Annotated in this window: 13 protein-coding genes; 11 read left to right on the top strand and 2 right to left on the bottom strand. The window is 42.1% G+C overall.

Annotation, left to right across the window (positions count from 1 at the left end; all coding sequences use genetic code 11):
* The first annotated feature begins 19 nt into the window (after positions 1–19).
* The 4 genes from HCG69_RS12555 (at position 20) to HCG69_RS12540 (ending at position 9,442) form a co-directional block, all read left to right on the top strand.
* Positions 20–1,876, top strand: a complete 1,857-nt coding sequence (locus HCG69_RS12555; protein ID WP_221650313.1) for a SusD/RagB family nutrient-binding outer membrane lipoprotein — start codon at positions 20–22, stop codon at positions 1,874–1,876.
* A 31-nt stretch (positions 1,877–1,907) separates the two neighbouring features.
* Positions 1,908–5,702, top strand: coding sequence for a LamG-like jellyroll fold domain-containing protein (locus HCG69_RS12550; protein WP_255585906.1), 3,795 nt, complete (start codon positions 1,908–1,910; stop codon positions 5,700–5,702).
* A gap of 81 nt (positions 5,703–5,783) precedes the next feature.
* Entirely contained in the window at positions 5,784–6,833 is a 1,050-nt protein-coding gene (locus tag HCG69_RS12545) for a hypothetical protein (protein WP_221650312.1), read from the top strand.
* Between the two features lie 311 nt (positions 6,834–7,144).
* On the top strand, positions 7,145–9,442 hold the full coding sequence (locus HCG69_RS12540; protein ID WP_221650311.1) for a LamG-like jellyroll fold domain-containing protein: 2,298 nt from the start codon (positions 7,145–7,147) through the stop codon (positions 9,440–9,442).
* A 667-nt stretch (positions 9,443–10,109) separates the two neighbouring features.
* Here the strand turns inward: HCG69_RS12540 and HCG69_RS12535 are convergent.
* Positions 10,110–11,087 (bottom strand): ROK family protein, encoded by a 978-nt coding sequence (locus tag HCG69_RS12535; RefSeq protein WP_002559109.1) that lies wholly within the window; start codon positions 11,085–11,087, stop codon positions 10,110–10,112.
* A gap of 176 nt (positions 11,088–11,263) precedes the next feature.
* On the opposite strand from HCG69_RS12535, the gene HCG69_RS12530 reads away from it, so the two are divergent.
* From HCG69_RS12530 to HCG69_RS12505, 6 genes are all read left to right on the top strand, one after another.
* Entirely contained in the window at positions 11,264–11,980 is a 717-nt protein-coding gene (locus HCG69_RS12530) for an ABC transporter ATP-binding protein (protein ID WP_221650310.1), read from the top strand.
* Positions 11,981–12,112: 132 nt separating this feature from the next.
* Positions 12,113–13,372 (top strand): ABC transporter permease, encoded by a 1,260-nt coding sequence (locus HCG69_RS12525; protein WP_221650309.1) that lies wholly within the window; start codon positions 12,113–12,115, stop codon positions 13,370–13,372.
* 154 nt (positions 13,373–13,526) lie between these two features.
* The gene (locus tag HCG69_RS12520; protein WP_221650308.1) at positions 13,527–14,771 is read left to right on the top strand and encodes an ABC transporter permease; all 1,245 of its coding nucleotides are present in this window, start codon (positions 13,527–13,529) and stop codon (positions 14,769–14,771) included.
* Positions 14,772–14,836: 65 nt separating this feature from the next.
* Complete coding sequence (locus tag HCG69_RS12515) at positions 14,837–15,940, top strand: efflux RND transporter periplasmic adaptor subunit (RefSeq protein WP_221650307.1); 1,104 nt, start codon at positions 14,837–14,839, stop codon at positions 15,938–15,940.
* A gap of 18 nt (positions 15,941–15,958) precedes the next feature.
* Positions 15,959–17,272, top strand: a complete 1,314-nt coding sequence (locus HCG69_RS12510) for a TolC family protein (RefSeq protein ID WP_221650306.1) — start codon at positions 15,959–15,961, stop codon at positions 17,270–17,272.
* 44 nt (positions 17,273–17,316) lie between these two features.
* Positions 17,317–18,897 (top strand): ExeM/NucH family extracellular endonuclease, encoded by a 1,581-nt coding sequence (locus HCG69_RS12505; RefSeq protein WP_255585905.1) that lies wholly within the window; start codon positions 17,317–17,319, stop codon positions 18,895–18,897.
* Between the two features lie 84 nt (positions 18,898–18,981).
* Here the strand turns inward: HCG69_RS12505 and HCG69_RS12500 are convergent, their stop codons facing one another.
* On the bottom strand, positions 18,982–19,482 hold the full coding sequence (locus HCG69_RS12500; protein ID WP_221650305.1) for a DUF3836 domain-containing protein: 501 nt from the start codon (positions 19,480–19,482) through the stop codon (positions 18,982–18,984).
* Between the two features lie 262 nt (positions 19,483–19,744).
* Between HCG69_RS12500 and HCG69_RS12495 the strand changes: the two genes are divergently transcribed.
* Positions 19,745–21,172 (top strand): O-antigen translocase, encoded by a 1,428-nt coding sequence (locus HCG69_RS12495; RefSeq protein WP_221650304.1) that lies wholly within the window; start codon positions 19,745–19,747, stop codon positions 21,170–21,172.
* The last annotated feature ends 13 nt before the right edge of the window (positions 21,173–21,185 follow it).

Genomic DNA, 21,185 nt, shown 5'->3' with positions numbered 1-21,185 from the left:
TCTTCAAATTATTAGAGATATGATGAAAAACAAGAAATCTATATTATTCTCTTTCCTCTTAACGATGACATTAACAGCATGTTATGACTCATTGTTAGACTATGACGGAAATGCCTCAATCATCAACAGAGAAGACGGTACTTCTTCGAGTACAGGAATCTTAGCCAATGCAGAGCTTGCTTCCGAATTTCTCCGGACAGCACAGATGAGGGTTCTTGACTCACGAGAGCACAAATATCAGTATCAACGTAGCTTTATCAGTGATGACTATGCTGGTTATATGTCTGTTCCTCATAGTTTTGACGGACGCTTGAAATCGTCTCTGTCTTTCTATGCGGATTTTGCCAGTGGTCCTACCGCAAATATGCAATGGGTAGCCCAGCAGGTTGTACCGGTAATGCGTTCTTCCGATACCCTTAAAATAGCTCCTTTAGGTGCATTTGCATCTATACTATTTTCTGATGAAGCGGTTCAGTATACCAATGTACACGGACCGATGCCACTGAAAGATTACAAAGAACTGAAAGAAGACCATCCGCTGACTTACGAAAAACAAAGCGAAGTATACTCTCAGATATTCCGTGATCTGATTAAAGCCGATTCCATACTGGAAGTTTATCAGGAAGCCCCTACCAACAATATTGACGCTCTTATCGAGAAAACGGATATGGTGACCGAACAAACCTCTGCCAGTGCTATTGTCAAAATGTGGCGGAAATATGCTAATTCCCTCATTCTGCGTATGGCCATGACTACTGTTAATGTGGAAGGATATACCTGTATGGTCAACGGAGTCCCCAAAACGGCCCGCCAACTGGGAGAAGAAGCTGTTCAGCGTGGAGTTCTGGAAGCTGGTGATAAAACGATCGGATTGATTTGCGGAAGCGGAACAGATGTTGGATATCATCCTTTGTACAAGATAGCTAATAGCTGGGTAGACTCTCGCCTCAACGCAAGTTACCACAATATCTTAGTACGAACCCAGCACCCTATTCTCGAATTCTGGTTTGCAAAGAATGGCGGAGATATAAAAAATCAAGAGCAAAAAACATTGAAAAAAGAAACTGAATATGTCAGTATTCGTTCAGGAATCACATTGGATGTAGCCGGTGTAACCTCACAAAACTATCAATACTACTCCAAATTCAACCTGAATTTTGCAGGCGAGAAACTGGCATTATTCAAAACGGAAGAAGCGCTCTTCCTACGTGCAGAAGGTGCTCTGCGAGGTTGGAGTATGGGAGGTTCGGCACAATCATTCTATGAAGCCGGAATCAAAGAATTCTTCGACAAACACTCCATGTCGGGCAAATATGACGAATATATGGCCTGGAGAGGCATGGGAGATCAGACGGTCTCTTCTACCCTGAAAAACGAAGCTATTTATCGTGACTGGTATGATGCAGACAATAATCTGCCATTATGGTCAGGGTACTATCAGCTCAACAATGCATGGTACTTCCCTGCTAACGCTGACAACAATCCCTATTACCATAATCCGGATGAGGACAAAGAACAGGCATTACAGAAAATCATTACCCAAAAATGGATCACACTGTTTCCGATGTCATTGGTTGCCTGGACCGACTATCGCCGCACCGGATATCCGTTACTCATCCCTGCCTGTCCTTATGCTTACGGATACTCTGACGGCTCATTGGAAGAACCACGTTTTAACTGGATAACAGGAGAAATCTTAACCGAAGGAGTTACTGTCCGGAGGATACCTTACAATTCCAGTGATTCGGAAATTGTAGAAGAAGTAGAACTCACCGCAAAAGAAGCGCTCAACTCTGAGACAACCGGCATCAGTATGGACGATTGGCAGGGAACACGCCTGTGGTGGGATGTAGCAAACAGAAAAAAATTACAATAAATCTTTATTAATTCACTAAATCCTAATAGTTATGATGAAATTCAGAAACCTATTTGCATCGATTGGCCTATTGGCATCCATCGGTACGATGGCTCAGAGTATTCCAACACACGACATGTACGTGGACTTCGGAATAACAGACAAGAACAAGATGATTGAAGCTCTTGACAAATGGACACCCGGCAGTTCTTTCAGTGACGATCCGGCATATATGGATGATAATTTCTTTATCTCACGTGTTCCCTTGAAAGAACGTTTCTGGAACAATGAAACAAAAGCTAATAAAGATCTTACAGATGCAAATAACAAAAATCTTTGCTGGTGGGCTCCTATCGGTGAAATGACCAAAAAGTGGGGGCCACTTCCCCGTTACAATTTTGAAGCAGACAACTTCAATATGTGGCAATACATCAACATCCATGGTAACTGGTCTAACTCCTGGTTCCGTGTACCGGGTGCATTCAATGACGTAGCTCACAAAAATGGTGTGAAAACAGGATGCCTCTATTTCATAGACTGGGCTGCTTCGGTAACCGAAAGCAGTGAGGCCGGAAAGTTCCTCGGACAACTTTGCGCCAAAGACGGAAGCGGTAACTTTAAATATGCCCGCAAACTGATCCAGTTCCTGAAATATTATGGTATAGATGGTATCGGCATCAACCCCGAAGGATATTGGTCTTCTACACTGAACGAAAACTTCTCTTCTTTCCTGGCAGAGTGTCATAAAGTAGCGAGAGAAGAAAACTGGCCGTTCCACGTAGACTGGTACGCTTTCGTTTCCAATTCCGGTGGTCTTTCAGATAACGGATGTAGCCTTGGAATCGGTGAAAACGATAAATGGTTCCAGAAAAACGGAGAACCTGTTACAGATGTATTCTTCCTGAACTATAACTGGGGAGAAAACCAACTGATAAAATCAGCAGAAGCAGCCAAAACATTGGGCCGTAGTACTTTCGATGTATATGCAGGTTTCGACCAGCAAGGACGTGGTTACGGTTTAAGATGGTCGGCATTGATGAGACAACCTGTTTCAGTAGTAATATGGGGAGCACACGACCGTAGCCAGTTGTATGCCAGCTCTACAGAAGGAGGTACTTCCGACTTAGCCATTCAGAAAGAGTATCAGACCAAACAGGAACTGCTGTTTACCGGTGGTACACGTAATGTTCTGAATACCCCGCCTGTAACTGATGCACAAGTAACAGCCAACTTAAGCCAATTAAAAAACTGGCACGGATATTCTAAAGCTGTTATTGAAGAGAGTGCGCTGACAGAAACTCCTTTCTTTACACGTTTCAACTTAGGTAACGGTATGTTCTTCAAGAAAGACGGAGTAACTACCTTCGATCATAAATGGTACAACATCGGTATACAAGACATGCTGCCAACCTGGCGCTGGTGGATTGACAATGGTGACGGCCAGACAGTTCCTGCCGATGCTATTCAGTGTGATTTCACTTTTGACGATGCATGGTTCGCAGGTTCCTGCCTGAAAATACATGGTGCTACTGCACATTCTGATATCCGTTTGTTCCGTACAAAATTCAATGTAGTATCCGGAGAGGATAAATTCTCCCTAACATTCAAAGTCAACAGCGGAACTGATCCTAAAATGAAATTGATGGTATCCAAAGAAGGCCATGCCAATACGTTTGCTTATTATACTATTCCGGCAGAAGGTATCGCACAAGGCGAATGGACAACCATCACTGTCAACGCATCCGAATTAGGTTTACAAGCCAATGATGTTATCGGATGTATCGGATTATCTGTAGCCGGTACTGATAGCAATTATGAAACACTGTTGGGTGAACTCTCATTCGTTCCTTCAGACTTTAACAAAACACCGGTACGTCCGACTATCGCCGCAACGAAAGTAATGAAACGCGTATATAACCGTGCAGATTTCAAAATTACATTTAACTCTGCATTCACCGGTGACAGAAAACCAGAATATGAAGGATGCCCGATCTACAATGAAGAAGTAAACACTTCTTATTTCGAGATTTACGTGAAACAAAAAGATGTTACTCCATTCGTAGTGACTACTACCACTTCATGGGCTGCCTATGTTGTAGATGCTCCACTTAAAAACACAACAGATCCGACTTTCCAGGTTGGTGTACGTGCGATCGGTCTGGATGGTAAAAAGGCTTCGCCAATTGTATGGAGTGATGCTCTTGAAAGTGATCTTGCAATTATTGAAACCATCAATATCGACAAGGATATCATCAAACCGGGAGAAGAATTTACCATCGGGTTTGAAGATCCGAACCATGCCGTATCCAAATTCCAGATATACAACTCACTGACAGGTGAGGAAGTAAGAGGAAATGAAGCTGCTTCTTTGTCATTCACCACATCACTACCCGAAGAAGGTACCTATGATGTTAAAGTAACCAGCGAAGGTAAAGAGAACATGACACGCGGCCTACTCCTCGTTTCTAAAGAAGAAACAGGACGTTTGCCGGAAGTTACCAATATCCTTGCCGACAATACTGAGCCTAAGGCCGATGCTCCGGTGAAACTCACGGCAGAGATCAACGAAGGTGTAACCTACAACGGTGCCGACTGTAATGTATCACAGGCACTTTATATGAAAGAACCTTACCAGTTGACCGTAAACAGTGGTGTACTCAGCAATTATCAAACTACCTCATTCGGTTTATGGTTTAAGGTTGAGAAGTTTGAACACGCCTCTTTAGGAACTCTTTTGATGACCAAAGTGAACAGAAACTATGCGGGCACATGGACAGAAAAAGTATGGGGTGAAATGTGGACAGCAATCCGTCCATTGGACTACAGCAAATATGCAAATGCAGAAAACGAACTGTCTGTATCAGTAGACGCTCCTCCCGCAGGTACTTCCAACTATGAACACAATGCTGAAGTAGATGGTATTACAACCGGATATTCACTGACTCCGGGAGTTTGGTATCATGTTTGTGTAGTAAAGAATGGTAAAAATGTGAAAATGTATCTGAATGGCAAAAAAGTGCTGGATGTAACATCCAGAGGTGCTGGTCCGAAAGACTGGAAAGGTGCTAACTTCTATGTAGGTGGTAACATGACCAACCTCGCCAGTTTCACCGGATGGGTAGACGAAGTACAGATATGGGACAAAGCTCTTACTGACGCCGAAGTGCAACAGTCAATGAAAGGATACAGAATTGCTCCGACCGGTTTGCAAGGCTACTTTACTTTCGAAGAGACTCAGACCGATGATGATGGCAATACTTATTTCCCCAATAAAGGAAAGAACTCTACATTGGTTAAAGGTGCTTATATGACAATCAGTTCAACTGCCAATGATAAGACTACAGATACTCCGCAGAATCAGTTATCTACCGCATTGGGGGTTCCGTCAATCACTGGTGTAAGAAAAGTTTCTTTTGAATCGGCCAAATGGATTTTAGAAGGTGCATCTTTCACTCAGGACAGCAATACATCCGCTACAGCTTCTTATACCAAAGAAGGTAAATACCCGGTTAGCCTGACTCTGACCAACTCTTGGGGAACTACCACTAAAACGATCAACGACTATATCGTAGTAAAAGGTGGTGTAGGTATCGAGAACCAGATAGTAGAAGATCTGAGCATTTATCCGAATCCGTTCATGGAATACGCCAATCTCCTGTTCGCACAGGAAGGTAAGTATGACGTAAGAGTATGCGACACTCAAGGTAAACTGATTACAGCCAAACAATATCATGCTGATAACAACGAAGTTTGCCAATTAAGTTTCGATGCTCCGAAGGGTGTATACTATGTGATAATTTCAAGAGACGGTAAATGTGTCCGCTCATTCAAAGTAATAAAAGAATAATACCACATATGTAACAGAAGGAATGTCTCCCTTCGTAGAGGCATTCCTTCCTTTCATTTTTTGAATCTGAAAATAACGAATATGAAACATCTTACATTAAGATTACTGTTCTACTTCTCACTCCCGTTATTATGGGGCTGTAGTAATGACGACAACAGTCTTGCGGGACCGTCCGCTAACGGTAGTCTGATAGAATTTAACCCTACGGAAAACTACAAAGGTAGTTATGAGGTTCCTATTCAGGAATCCGGAGCCTTGCTGTTTATCAAAGTAGACGGTGTGCAGCAAAGTGACGAATTCATTGTACGCAAAGCCGAAAATAACGAAGATTTGTATTTGGACTGGGGATATAAATATGCAGGAATTATCGGAGACGAATTAGGATATTACCAACGCACCTACCGTTCAGACACCATTATGGTGGGGCTCGGATTCAAGGATAACTGGTCAGTAGGAGAATACGATCTGCTACTGGTACGTGGTGATATTTATCAGAAACTGGACCGATTTAAATTCTGCATACTCAAAGATATCACAGTTGACCTGACTCAGAAAGAAGGGGGAGTTATCGGAGTGGCAGCAGACGGCTGGCTCGATATTTCTACTTACGGTTCTGTTGATTCTTTGGAGTTTGTCAACAAATCTACCGGTGAGATCATAGAAAGCATATCCTCTACATATCAGGCTGATGAAGCAAAAGAGTATCTGCCAGTTAAGTTCTCGTATGAGAAATACCCGACGGGAGAATACGAAATGTGGATTAAACGTTGGGATTATGGCTTCCGCCAGAAGATATGTGAATTTGATCTCTTCCAATACGCTTTTGTTAACTCCGATCCGATTGTGAAAGCAGAAGATGGAAATTACTACATACAATTCTACGTTTCCGATTTTGACGAAACACGGGATACGTATGCCATAGTAGATACTCCCGATCAATCTTATTATTATGATGACGGTAACCTATCTAAGGCAAACTGGGATCCGGAAACTCTGATTTACCGACTTAAACTCGATGATGCCAACTGGTTTGGTCGTAAAAAAGACGGCATTTCATTTACAATGCAGTTAACCATAAAAGGACTGGATATTACCGTGACCGGTCATAACAAACTACAGTTAAGCGAATAATACTTTAATTACAGACGCAAGGACACAGTATTTGCAGAGAAGACTCCCCCACACTTCTGCAAAATGTGATGTCCTTGCTTTTTTTTGCACTTCCCACTAGGGGAACTTCCGGTTCATCTGCTTTAAAGGTATAGGGGACGAAAACGTCTCTGGTTTGTATAATCTATAAATTTAAAAGTATGATGAAAAACAATCGCATTCAATCCTCCATCCGGGATCCGGCAATTCTTTCCGTCTCAACGCGAAGTACACCATCCGGCAGTTTCGCAAACCATTCAACAGAATAAAAAAATCAAATACATATTATTACTATGAATAAAAATACTCTTTTCACATTATTAGTTCTCTTACTAACTTCATTTATCAGCATAAATGCAAGTGAGAATAAAGCAATAGATATCCCGGCTGCTGTATGGCAGAGTAATAAATTAACTGCATATCGTCTTGAAGTTCTCGATAACTTGCTTGGCGAACGTGGTGTCACCGATGAGCGCATAGGTAAATCTTTTACCATAGCAGCATGGGTCAATCTCAGAGCACTACCTGCAGGAGGAATGTCTTATATCATGGGACATGGTGCCCAAGGACACTTCAACCAGAATGGAAGCTTGGTACTCATGGTCAACAAAGACGGAGACTTCTACGTGAAAGGTAATAAAAAGGAATATTCATTAACCGAAAAAGTGAATACTGGTGAATGGGTTTACCTCACTATTGCCTACGATTATGACAACAATAGTATCACAGCCTACAAAAACGGAGAAATACTTGGAGCCACCGTTGAACTGGGAGAAAGTAAACTGGAAATATTCGCAGATGATCCATGTATCTTTTATGTAGGTGGAAGCCTGTACGATGGTTTTTGTGATGAATTTCAGTTCTATAACAAAGCACTGACACTAGAAGAAGTCACCCAGGCCATGATTGATGCCTCTACCGTAAACAGCATCACCGCACTCTACAATCTGAATGAGGAAGTAGACGGCACTACCGGAGCATTTGCCAATCAGATAGAGGGAGACAAAGCGAATATCAACGCAGTATACAATAAAATATCCGGTACAACAAAATGGCAAGGAGAGGGAGAATTCCCATATACTACCAGTACTCCCACATCTCCTACTCTGGTAGACGGACGTGCTTTCGCCGTAACTCTGGAGCAACCTGCTACCGGCGGTTCTTTCGAGATCCGGAAAGACGGAGCGGCCATTACTTCCGGCGATAAATTTGAGAATGGCACTGTACTGAGCATTGTAGCAACTCCCGATGCTGGTTATCAGGTAAGTTCTATCCTGGTGAACGGTATGGCTATCGAAGTCACAGAGTTTACTGTATCAGTAACAACAAACGTTACTATTGAATTCACCGAAGCGGAAGTTGAATATTGTACTCCTACTTTCTCAAAAGGGCGCGAAGTGGGACACATCACATCGGCAACTACTACCGGAGCTGTCGCCAATCTGAATTACACAGACACAGGTACCGGAAATTATGATAACTACAACAAAATCGTAGACCGCTCTATGGCAGTCAGAACCGGACAAACGATTGAAGTAACTGTGCAGGCACAAAACGGCCGCTGGGGAGTTGAACGTATTTTCGTTGACTTGAATGGAGACGGCCAGTTCGGTGTCGACGAAATGATTATCAAATACGGAGATACAAGCAACAGTAATAATAATCTGAATAATGTTGTTGCAAGTTTCACTATACCGGAAGATTTCTCTGCAAAGAAAACATTGATGCGTGTACTCTTCACCGACGGTGATACTCAAGGTGGAGACAATGCATGTGGTACATATGTAGACGGTGGATTCTACGACTTTGAGATGCGCATAGTAGATGCAGCCTACGCAGTTACTTATGCCAATGCAACCCCGGATCTGGGTGCAATCAATGTAAAAGCAGGAGAAAACGCTATCAGTAGCGGTGACGAAATAGAAGCAGGCACCGAACTGACAATTGAAGTGGCTCCTAACGAAAATGTAAAGATTGCTTCTTTCACTATCAACGACGAAAACCGGTTGAGTGATTTGAAAAACAATACACTAAAGATTACTGCTACCAATTCTATTGATATCAAAGTATCATTCAAGAGCACGCAGTATACATTCAACATGGTAAATGTTACTCCGAACTCAGGTTCAGTAGCTGCCAAAAATTATGATACCCAGGCAGAAATTGCTGATGGAGATAAAATCAATGAAGGAGACTATATCACTATCACTCTCACTCCCAACAAAGGAGAGAAAGTGATTGGTCTGAAAAACAATGAAGAGGCTGTCGACCTGAATAATGAAGTAGATGATTATGGCAACTATATGGAGTATTCATTCGAGGCGAAAGGGGATGTCAGCATCGAAGCTACATTCAGCAAACTGGTAGGAATCACATCTGCCAATGCCGACCTCACTGCTTACTATGACGCAGCAAGCCAAACATTGAATATCGGAGACAATGCAACAGCCATTATTTATGATCTGGCAGGGAATGCAGTTATGAACGTTAGCGAAAAACAAAAGAAGCTGGCTGGTCTGAATAGCGGATGCTACATTGTTAAAGTAGAAGCATCCAATATAACAAAAGCATTTAAGGTAATAAAGAGGTAAATAGGTTTAAACCGGGAGTTCCCGGAGTTCAATTGAAGTAGAGAATGTATATTAACACTGTACATTTTCTACTTCTTTTTTTTAATGGCTAAACGATATATGTCAATATCCAATAAACTGTGTTATATTGATATGCCTCCCGTATCAATAGTATTTGTAATCATTCATAAATAAACCACCACTATATCTAACTCGCATTTCGTTAACATCGTTAATACGTTTTTTTAACGTTTAAAATTCACTTTACCAAAGTGTACAATTAAGCAGCACAAGAATGTACAAATTAGCAGGACAAAAGTGTACAATTAACACTCACTATAATGTACACTTTTGTCAGCCTTTAAATTCGAAAGCTTTATTCATTATCAACCAGTCAATTACATTAAAAGCAAAGACTCACATTTTATCTTTTGTTTCCTTTTATAAAAGTCTTGTTATTACTTTTTCGACAACTATATATTGACCTAATAAATCATTGGGATGTCTGTTCCTTTCTGATTTCCTAAAAAATAACGGAGGGGAACAAAACCTAATTATCTCTCGGTTCATTCTATATTCCACAGGAGTTTTCCGAATAAATCCATGTGCAGAAACCAGAAGCCCCGAATGAACAACTGGTTCATCCGGGGCTTCATTACCTTTATAAATAATTAATGGGACACGCTTATTACATATCTTTCAGTTCCCAAGCCAATGCACTGGCACCCAATACAGCAGCATCAGAATCTTTCAGTTCGGAAACCAACAATTTGGTTTTTCCTTTATAGATATTAAGCAGGTTATCTTCCATGGCTTTGTGGATCGGCTTCATAATGTAATCACCCGATTTTGCCAGACCACCAAACAATACAATCGCTTCCGGACTGGAGAACGCTATGAAATCTGCCAGTGCTTCACCAAGCAAAGTACCCGTGAATTCAAAAATTTCCTGTGCCAGTTTATCACCTTGCACTGCTGCATCATATACATCCTTAGAAGTAATGTTTTCAGCAGAAATATTACGCAAAAGGCTTGCATCTGTACGGGCAGCCAACAATTCACGTGCTGTACGAGCCACACCTGTAGCCGAACAGTAAGTCTCCAGACAGCCTTTACGACCACAACCGCACATACGTCCTGTACCACGACGAACAATCACATGGCCCAGTTCACCGGCAAAGCCGTCATGACCATAAACCATCTGTCCGTTGATTACGATACCGCTACCTACACCTGTTCCCAACGTAATCATGATAAAATCTTTCATACCACGGGCAGCACCATATGTCATTTCACCTACAGCTGCTGCATTCGCATCATTGGTTAATGCAGTAGGAATGCCAAGACGTTCTTCAAACATTGCAGCCAGAGGGATAATGCCCTTCCACGGCAAGTTTGGAGCAAACTCAATTGTTCCGCTATAATAATTTCCATTAGGAGCACCGATACCGATACCTTTTATTTTTTCAACCCCGCCCTGTGAGATGATAAGTGGAAGAAGGTTTTTGCACACTTCGTCTACATACTCTTCTACTGTAGAATAGGCCTGAGTTTTCACCGAGCCACTTGCTATAATAGTTCCACGTGCGTCTACAATACCAAAGACAGAGTTTGTTCCGCCTATGTCAATACCCACTACATAGGGCTTTTCCATGTTTGAATTCATGATAGTTCGTTTAAAAGGGTTAGCTTATTAAATATTTATTGCACACAAATTACGTAAAGAAGATTGATTCGGCAAAATGTTTTTGAAAAAAAGTTCACTCTGTTTGCAACTTTTCGTATCTTACGTGCGTCTAATAGATGAAATTATAAGAAAATAAAAACTAAACAAAGGAAATTGTGATATACCTTAAAGACATTAACAAGACCTACTACAACGGAGCACCTCTCCATGTACTCAAAGGTATCAACCTCGATATCAAACGGGGTGAGTTTGTATCCATCATGGGGGCATCGGGCTCTGGAAAATCCACCTTACTAAATATACTGGGCATTTTGGACAATTATGATACCGGCGAATATTACCTGAACAATGTATTGATAAAGAACCTCAGCGAAACGAAAGCTGCAGAATACAGAAACCGGATGATCGGGTTTATTTTCCAATCTTTCAATCTGATTTCTTTTAAAAATGCAGTGGAAAATGTAGCCCTCCCGTTATTCTACCAGGGAGTGGGACGTAAAAAACGGAACGCTTTAGCACTGGAATATCTCGACAAACTGGGACTGAAAGACTGGGCACATCACATGCCAAACGAAATGAGCGGTGGGCAAAAACAACGTGTGGCAATAGCACGGGCACTGATCACCCAGCCACAGATAATCCTTGCCGATGAACCCACCGGAGCATTGGATAGTAAGACTTCCGTTGAAGTGATGCAAATCCTGAAAGACCTTCACAAAACAGGAATGACTATCGTAGTAGTGACCCACGAAAGCGGTGTGGCCAACCAGACCGACAAAATAATCCATATCAAAGACGGAATTATCGAAAAGATTGAGGAGAATCTAGACCACGATGCATCGCCTTTCGGACAACACGGAATAATGAAGTAAAGATATTTACGATTGGACGATTGACAATTTACGATTGAAAAATCTTTGTAAATCATAAAGCCAAGGGACAGTCGTAAATACAAAAGTAATTTCAATCGTCTAATTGTAAATCGTTAAATCGTAAATAAAATCATGTTTGACATTTGGCAAGAAATATACGGTACCATCAAGCGGAATAAACTTCGTACCTTCCTCACCGGATTTGCTGTGGCATGGGGAATTTTTATGCTTATCGTGCTGTTAGGAGCAGGCAACGGATTAATACATGCCTTTGAGCAATCGTCTTCGGAAAGGGCGCTGAATTCCATAAAAATATATCCGGGGTGGACAACCAAATCATACGAAGGACTGAAAGAGGGACGAAATATCCGGCTGGACAACAAAGACCTGGATGTGACAAAACAACAATTTCAGGAAAACGTAATCAGCGTCGGTGCAACTCTGTATCAGAGTAGTGCCAACCTCAGCTTTGGCAAAGAGTATGTCAATCTGAGTCTTACAGGTGTATTTCCCAACTTCCCGGAAGTGGAAACTGTAAAACTGTCCGAAGGAAGGTTTATCAACGAAATGGATATACAACAACGCAGAAAAGTTGTTGTTCTTAACGTCAAGACAGCCGATATACTCTTCGGGAAAACCCATACAAACCCCATCGGGCAAAATGTGAAGACCGGAGGTATCGTCTATCAGGTGATAGGACTATACAAAGATCAGGGAGACAATAGCTCAAGCGATGCCTATATCCCTTTTACTACCCTTCAGATTATTTATAATAAAGGTGATAAACTAAACAACATTGTGTTTACCACCAAAAATCTGAAATCAATAGAAGACAACGAAGCCTTTGAAACACAATACCGTAAAGTGCTAGGAGCAAATCACCGCTTTGATCCCACAGATAACAGTGCTATCTGGATATGGAATCGGTTTACCAATTATCTGCGGAACATGGGTGCAATGAATATGCTTCGGATTGCCATCTGGGTAATAGGTATCTTTACGCTGCTAAGTGGCATTGTGGGGGTATCAAACATTATGCTGATTACCGTAAAAGAACGTACCCACGAATTCGGCATCCGCAAGGCCTTAGGAGCCAAACCGGGATCTATCTTATGGCTTATCATCGTAGAGAGTATCGCTATAACAACTTTCTTCGGATACATAGGTATGGTAGCGGGCATTGCCGTAACAGAATGGATGAACAGTGCTTTCGGAAACCAGCAAATGGACAACGGCATGTGGTCGGAGACAGTATTCTCTAACCCGACAGTGGACCTGAGCATTGCCATACAAGCAACTCTGACGCTGGTAGTTGCAGGAACACTGGCAGGATTTTTTCCCGCACGCAAAGCGGTTAGTATCAGCCCGATTGAGGCACTGAGAGCGGATTAATAATATTTACGACTGGACGATTTACAATTTACGATTAAAGGTTCTTCGTAACTTAACGGAAATTCGAGATAAACAAATGAGGTATGAGAGAAACAGAATATTCTTTTGTCGTTTAGCTCATACCAAATAATATAGCACTTAGTAAATAATAAAGATGCGAATAGACATGGACACGTGTGAGGAAATCCTCATCACGATAACAAGAAACAAAACCCGAAGCCTGCTTACGGCATTCGGTGTATTCTGGGGTATTTTCATGCTTGTGGCACTCATTGGTGGCGGACAGGGTATGCAAAATGCAATGCAAGTACAATTTGAGGGGTTTGCTACCAACTCGGGATTTGCCTGGCCCCAACGTACAGGTGAGGCTTACAAAGGATTTAGTAAAGGCCGTTGGTGGAGTATGAACATCGATGATATTGAACGGATACGTGAAAATGTAGAAGGCATCGAGCTTATTACTCCTTCCATTGCCCGCTGGGGGGCTAAATCCGTGCACGAGGACAAAAAGTTCGACTGTATCGTAAAAGGTCTGCACCCCGAATATGAAAATATCGAAGCACAGGATATCGCACTCGGACGATTTATAAACGATGTGGATATCCGTGAGGCACGCAAAGTGTGCGTCATCGGAAAGCGTGTATACGAAAGCCTGTTCACCCCGGGAACTGACCCGCTGGGGAAATACATACGTGTAGACGGAATTTACTACCGTGTCATCGGCATGTCGGCAGCAGAAGGAAATATCAATATTCAAGGACAGTCGTCAGAATCGGTTATACTACCCTTCACCACCATGCAACGGGCCTATAATCTGGGACGTAACATAGAGCTGGCCTGCTTTACAGTGAAACCCGGACTGAAAGTGACCGATATACAACCGGAAGTAGAACGTATCATTAAAGAAGCACACTTCATATCGCCGGACGACAAACAAGCAATCATGGTACTGAACACAGAAGCCATGTTTTCAATGATGGACAACTTGTTCACGGGAATACGCATTCTTATCTGGATGGTGGGACTGGGTACACTGCTGGCAGGAGCAATCGGGGTATCGAATATTATGATGGTGACTGTCCGCGAACGTACAACCGAAATTGGAATTCGCCGTGCCATTGGTGCACGCCCCAAAGATATTCTCCAGCAGATTCTCTCCGAAAGTATGGTACTGACCACCGTAGCCGGAATGATGGGAATTTCATTTGCCGTGCTGGTACTTCAGGTTATGGATCTGACGATTACCAGTGACAGCGGAAGGTCTTTCGGCTTTCAGGTGACATTCGGCTTAGCCGTAGGTACTTGCCTGCTACTCATCACACTGGGCATGCTGGCAGGACTGGCACCTGCTTATCGGGCAATGGCTATAAAACCGATAGAGGCTATCAGGGACGAATAACAGATACGTGCCCCAAAAGAAAAGTGAAAAACAAGAATAAAATAAAAATCAAAAATAAAACTAAAATGAAAAAGTTTCTGAAAATTACATTGCTGGTACTCCTGGCAGCCGGTATTATAGGGACATTTGTATTCCTGTGGATGAAATCAAGACCAAAAGTTGTTGTATACGAAACCGTAACAGCAGAGGTGGCCGACCTTCAAAAAACAACCGTAGCTACGGGAAAAGTAGAACCACGCGATGAAATTCTTATCAAACCCCAGATCTCCGGTATCATTGACGAAGTATACAAAGAAGCCGGACAAAATATCCGCAAAGGAGAGGTGATTGCCAAAGTAAAGGTTATTCCGGAACTGGGACAGGTAAACTCCGCCGAAAGCCGTGTGCGTCTGGCGGAAATAAATGAGAAACAAGCACAAACAGACTTCAACCGCATAGAGAAACTATTCAAAGACAAGCTGATCAGCCGTGAAGACTTTGAGAAAAGCGAAGTAGCACTGAAACAGAGTCGCGAAGAAGTGCAGACAGCCAAAGATGCTCTCGAAATCATCAAGGAGGGTATCACTAAAAATAGTGCTTCACTTTCCAGCACACTGATTCGCTCTACAATAGACGGACTGATTCTGGATGTTCCGGTAAAGGCCGGTAACTCAGTTATCATGAGTAATACCTTCAACGACGGAACGACTATTGCTACAGTGGCCAACATGAATGACCTCATCTTCAAAGGCAAGATAGACGAAACGGAAGTAGGCCGTATCCACGAAGGTATGCCTGTAAAACTGACTATCGGTGCATTGCAAAACCTGACGTTCGATGCTACACTGGAATACATTTCACCCAAAGGTGTGGAAGAAAACGGAGCCAATCAGTTTGAGATAAAAGCAGCGGTAGTCGTTCCGGATAGTGTACAGATCCGTTCGGGCTACTCGGCCAACGCAGAGATTGTGCTTCAACGTGCCCAGCAGGCATTGGCGGTGCCCGAAAGCGTGATTGAATTCAGTGGTGACTCTACATTTGTATATATAATGACAGATTCCGTACCAGAACAGAAATTCCAGCGCAAACCGGTTATAGCCGGCATGAGTGATGGTATCAAGATTGAAATTAAAAGTGGTGTAACAGCCAAAGACAAAATCCGTGGAGCGGAAAAGAAAGATAAGAAGTAAAATCAATAACAGGAAATTATGAAAAAAGGACTTATTATATTCTCTCTTGCCACACTCTATGCCACCAGTCAGGCTCAAGAAGGGTGGACGCTACGCCAATGTATCGACTATGCCATCGAGCACAATATAGAAATTCAGCAAACAGCTAATGCTGCCGAACAAAGTGCTATAGAGGCAAATACGGCAAAGTGGGCAAGGTTACCGAATTTGAGTGGCTCGGCAGGTCAGAGCTGGAGCTGGGGACGTTCGGCTTCACCGGTAGACAATACGTATAGTGACATCAATAGTGGTAGTACACAATTCGGTCTTAGTACCAATGTCCCACTATTTACCGGACTGCAACTACCCAATCAGTATGCCCTTAGCAAACTGAATTTCAAAGCTGCTATTGAAGATCTGAATAAGGCAAAAGAGGATGTTGCTATTAATGTGACCTCTTCTTATCTACAGGTTTTATTTAATATGGAACTCAATAAAGTAGCAGCCAGCCAGGTTGAACTCAGTAAAGAACAATGCAAACGTATTACCCGCCTGGCCGAAGTAGGAAAAGCGTCGGCAGCTGAAGTAGCTGAAGCTAAAGCACGGGTAGCACAAGATGAAATGAGTTTAGTACAAGCTGAAAACAATTACCAATTGGCTTTACTGAATTTGAGCCAATTGCTGGAACTGTCTACTCCCAAAGGATTTTCACTCGCACAACCAGATACTCTTGTAGATTTCGCCCCGCTGACCCCACCGGATGATATATATACAGAAGCATTGAGTAATAAACCGGGTATCCGGGCTGCACAACTCCGCTTGGAAGGTAGTGAAAAGAGTATACGCATCGCACAAAGTAACTACTACCCACAACTTTCTTTCGGAGCGAATTTGGGAACGAATTTCTATACACTAAACGGATCTGCCGAGCACAGTTTCGGATCTCAGTTGAAAAACAATCTGAATAAAGGCATCGGATTCAATCTGAGTATACCACTGTTTAACCGCTTGGCTACCCGTAACCGCGTTCGCAGTGCCCGACTACAGCAAACCAATCTCGCCCTGAAACTTGATAACACTAAAAAGGTGCTTTACAAAGAGATTCAACAGGCATGGTACAACGCTATAGCTGCCGAAAGCAAATTCAACAGTAGTACAGCGGCCGTCGCAGCCAACGAAGAGTCTTTCCGCCTGATGAGCGAAAAGTTCGATAACGGGAAAGCTACTTTCGTTGAATACAACGAAGCCAAACAGAATCTGACAAAATCGCTGTCGGACAAGATACAGGCAAAATATGATTATCTGTTCCGTACCAAGATTCTCGACTTCTACAAAGGAAAGGCTATTGAGTAACCAATAATATCAGTATCTTTGCTTCATAAACAAAAAAGCTGTCTATGAAGCAAAGGTTACTCCTATTACTGATTTTCCTGCCGACCGCTCTGCTTGGTCAACAAAAGATTATCTTCCCTGATGATTTTAATACAGGCCTGAATGGAAAGGATGTAACCATTACCAATCCGCTCATTATCACGGATACCCGGCAATTAAGTTCTAATGGTATATTGGTTTTAGCCGCCGAACGCATACAGTCTGCCACAGAAGAACATGAACCGGGGGAAGAAATGTATGCTCAATGGCAAAAAGAGTTCCCTAAGCGCATACTATCCCTTAAAGTAGATAAAACAGCTTTTTACCGTACCGGACAACAAACCACCAACCTCACGGGAACAGTATCTGTCAATAACGGCACTTATACAATCATCCCCAAAATGGCTCCTTCCTTCGTAGGTAATGAGCGTACCACTCACCCCCGGAAAGTAACAGCACCACACAACCTGAAAATCGCCAGCTTCAACCTGAACTTCTACATTGCTAATTCGTCATTGTGGAATCCGGACTACGGTGCAGCCAACCTGAATGAGTTCACACGCCAGCGTACTAAAATACTTGCAGCTCTCAAAGCAATAAATGCAGACATATACGCACTCTGCGAAGTTGGTGAAGGACAAACGGCCGTGCAGGATATTGTGAAAGGATTGAATGACATAGCCGGAACAAACCGGTATGCTTATACAGACAATGGGGATACGAAAGAAAGTACGTATACTAAGAATGTATTTGTTTACAACACGGATAAGGTAGAACCTTATAAAGAAGTCCTCACCATTGGTTCATACCTCAAACTCCGTCATGTAGCACAGGCCTTCAATCTGAAAGAAAACCAGGAAAGGCTGATTATCTCATTGAATCATTTTAAGTCGAAATCGTCTGGTAGCGGCACCGATGCCGATCAATATGACGGACAGGGGAAATCAAATAATCAACGGAAAGCAGAAGCCTACACATTGGTCAACGAACTGAATGCACTAACCAATTATTACGAAGACCCGGATATACTGATACTGGGAGATCTGAATGCATACTCCAAAGAAGACCCGATACGGATACTTACAAATACTTCTTTAGTGAACTTGCTGGAGCATTTCTCTCCGCAGGATTATAGCTATGCCTACAATGGAGCTATCGGCTATCTGGATCACTCCATAGCCTCTGCCAGCATGAGCAAGCAGGTAGTAGATGCAGCGCCCTGGCATATCAATGCAGATGAACAAAGTAAATTTGGTTACAAAAATGCCATAAACTATTCGCCGGATCCCTATCGCTGTTCTGACCATGACCCTATCATTACCACTTTAATGCTGGACCGTGCTACGGGCATTTATACTCCGGGGAACGGATATAAAAACAGAATTCAGATATCTGGCAACCCACATGACGGATATTTCACTCTGCAAAGCGAACGTATAGACAAAGTAGAAATACTTAGCATCAGCGGACAAGTGCTTTTCACAAATACACCTGCCGTAGCAGGTAATTATTTCATTCTACCAACCGGCGGACTCATGGGTGGTTTTTATATCATTCGTGTTTACTGCAATAATTATTGCATTACAGATAAAATTGTACTTCCATAAAAGAAAGTATACACTGAAAAACGAAGCTCCGCGTTACTTTCTTGGTAACGCGGAGCTTCGTTTTTATTTTTATTACAAATATTTTTAATAAGCAAATGCTATCAGATTTGAATTATAGTCAACTCTGTTTACCACATTCATAGTCCAGTCACTCTCCGATTTATTCCACTTATAGTTCATATAGGCAACCGGCATGTTTTGTTCATTCAACTCATAAACCGTCTTCTCTACTGAATCAATATATGCTTTGCGACTCTCATTCCAACGTGCATATTCCATTGTGATTTCATTATTGGTGTACAAATAAGTAATCTTAAAATACGGAGTCCATTTATCATGACTGCCATCCCATTTAAATGCCTCTTTTGCAGTCATTCTATTCTGATCATCATAAGAAAAATCATATTTCATATGACGATAAAGCGAACCATCCATACGATAGATAACCTTCGACGTAACTAAGTCACCCTCTTTTACTTCATTCGTTACAAAGTTCGTATCCTGTGCTTTTAACTCTGCATTTACAACACCTGTAATTGTCATCACTACTAAAACAATCATTCTGAAAAATACTGTAGTCTTCATAATCGTATATTTTTTATTAGTTAAATTTTTTCCTATTTATATATTAGACGTATTGACTTATTCAAAGGTTGCATCACTTTCTATTTTTTTTCGTTTTTTATTTGATGACGGCCTTCGTAATATATAAATGCAAGAGGTGTGCCAGAATAATAAAACACTGATAACCAACAACATAAAGTAAATCCTTAGTGTACGAAAATGAACACATGTACGTTTATATGCGGACAGTGTACTATTTTTAATTATCTTTGCCTATTGTTTTATGGAACAACAAAAAGAATATAGAAGTATCGTAAAAGCTACAGCCCTCTTCGGAGGCGTACAGGCTTTTCAGGTTCTGCTTACTTTGGTACGTACCAAAGTGGTGGCATTGCTTCTTGGTGTAGACGGTGTAGGCCTGTTAGGAATGTTCAACAATGCCATAAGCATGGTACAAAGTATAACGGGGTTAGGTATCAATCAGGGAGGTGTCAAAAGCCTCTCCTCTGCCGAAGATCCCCGTAAAGCTGCACAAATAGCAACTCTAATCCGGCAAATGAGCTTATATGCCGGCTTACTCGGTGCAGTGGTGGTGCTTGCACTTTCTCCCTGGCTATCACAATGGAGTTTCGGAACGCGAGACTTCACAGGAGCATATATGTGGCTCGCCTGTACCATCTTATTTGACACGCTGACCAAAGGAGAACTCGCCATATTTCAAGGATTCCGACGCCTCCGTATTCTGGCACAAGCCAATCTACTGGGTGCATCTGCAGGACTTCTTATTTCACTACCTATTTATTATATATGGAGAACGGATGGCGTTGTGGTTGCTATTATACTCTCTTCCATTTGTGGTTACTTTGCTACACTGCTGTTCCGCGACAAACAAAAGGTGCCACCTTTATCTGTTCGTCAGGAAGGTAAAAGTATCATCACAATCGGAGCCATGCTTACCATCAGCGGTTTTGCCAGTACATTGGTCAGCTATCTATTCAATATCTACCTTAGAAGTCACGGTGGATTGGAAGATGTGGGTATCTACCAGTCCGGGTTCGGACTGATAGACAAATACATCGGGCTTATCTTTGTGGCAATGAGTACCGACTACTACCCCCGACTGGCAGCTGTTCATAATCAAAACACGAAACTCAGTTCCATAATGAATCAGCAGACCATAGTATCACTGCTGATACTGTGTCCGGTTATCACAATCTTTCTGCCAACAGCACCTCTGATTGTCCGCCTGCTACTGACCAAATCGTTCCTACCGGTCATTCCTTTTCTGTCATGGGCCATATTAGGTATGATTTTTAAAGTGGTTTCTACCAGTATGGGATATATACTTATCGTTAAAGGAGCACACCGGTTATTTCTTGGTACCGAATTATTTTCATGGAGCACTATACTAATAACCAATATCATAGGATATACTTTATGGGGAATTGAAGGAATAGGCATTGCTTTTTTATTCAGTTATGTCTGCTATCTGGCAATAGTGGGAATTACCTGCAGAAAAATCTTCAAGATTGTATTTAACCGGGAAGTATTATACCTATTTCTCTTTACCAGTACATTAGCTATAGCCAGTTTTATTTCTGTACGCTATCTGGTACCTGTCAGTCCTTGGTACGGCTATGCAATATGTATGTTATTAATCACATTCTCCTTATGGATTGCCATAAAAAGACTATGGCAGCATATTAAATAAATTACTATTTTTG

This window comes from Bacteroides sp. K03 (genome assembly GCF_019734355.1).
Lineage (GTDB): Bacteria > Bacteroidota > Bacteroidia > Bacteroidales > Bacteroidaceae > Bacteroides > Bacteroides nordii.
Note: the sequence above shows the minus strand (reverse complement) of the source record. Positions and strands in the feature narration are given on the sequence as shown.

Excerpts from the sequence above, each read along its gene's own strand:
- HCG69_RS12555 (WP_221650313.1), top strand. The coding sequence starts at position 20 with ATGATGAAAAACAAGAAATCTATATTATTCTCTTTCCTCTTAACGATG.
- HCG69_RS12550 (WP_255585906.1), top strand. The coding sequence starts at position 1,908 with ATGATGAAATTCAGAAACCTATTTGCATCGATTGGCCTATTGGCATCC.
- HCG69_RS12545 (WP_221650312.1), top strand. The coding sequence starts at position 5,784 with ATGAAACATCTTACATTAAGATTACTGTTCTACTTCTCACTCCCGTTA.
- HCG69_RS12540 (WP_221650311.1), top strand. The coding sequence starts at position 7,145 with ATGAATAAAAATACTCTTTTCACATTATTAGTTCTCTTACTAACTTCA.
- HCG69_RS12535 (WP_002559109.1), bottom strand. The coding sequence starts at position 11,087 with ATGAATTCAAACATGGAAAAGCCCTATGTAGTGGGTATTGACATAGGC.
- HCG69_RS12525 (WP_221650309.1), top strand. The coding sequence starts at position 12,113 with ATGTTTGACATTTGGCAAGAAATATACGGTACCATCAAGCGGAATAAA.
- HCG69_RS12520 (WP_221650308.1), top strand. The coding sequence starts at position 13,527 with ATGCGAATAGACATGGACACGTGTGAGGAAATCCTCATCACGATAACA.
- HCG69_RS12515 (WP_221650307.1), top strand. The coding sequence starts at position 14,837 with ATGAAAAAGTTTCTGAAAATTACATTGCTGGTACTCCTGGCAGCCGGT.
- HCG69_RS12510 (WP_221650306.1), top strand. The coding sequence starts at position 15,959 with ATGAAAAAAGGACTTATTATATTCTCTCTTGCCACACTCTATGCCACC.
- HCG69_RS12505 (WP_255585905.1), top strand. The coding sequence starts at position 17,317 with ATGAAGCAAAGGTTACTCCTATTACTGATTTTCCTGCCGACCGCTCTG.
- HCG69_RS12500 (WP_221650305.1), bottom strand. The coding sequence starts at position 19,482 with ATGAAGACTACAGTATTTTTCAGAATGATTGTTTTAGTAGTGATGACA.
- HCG69_RS12495 (WP_221650304.1), top strand. The coding sequence starts at position 19,745 with ATGGAACAACAAAAAGAATATAGAAGTATCGTAAAAGCTACAGCCCTC.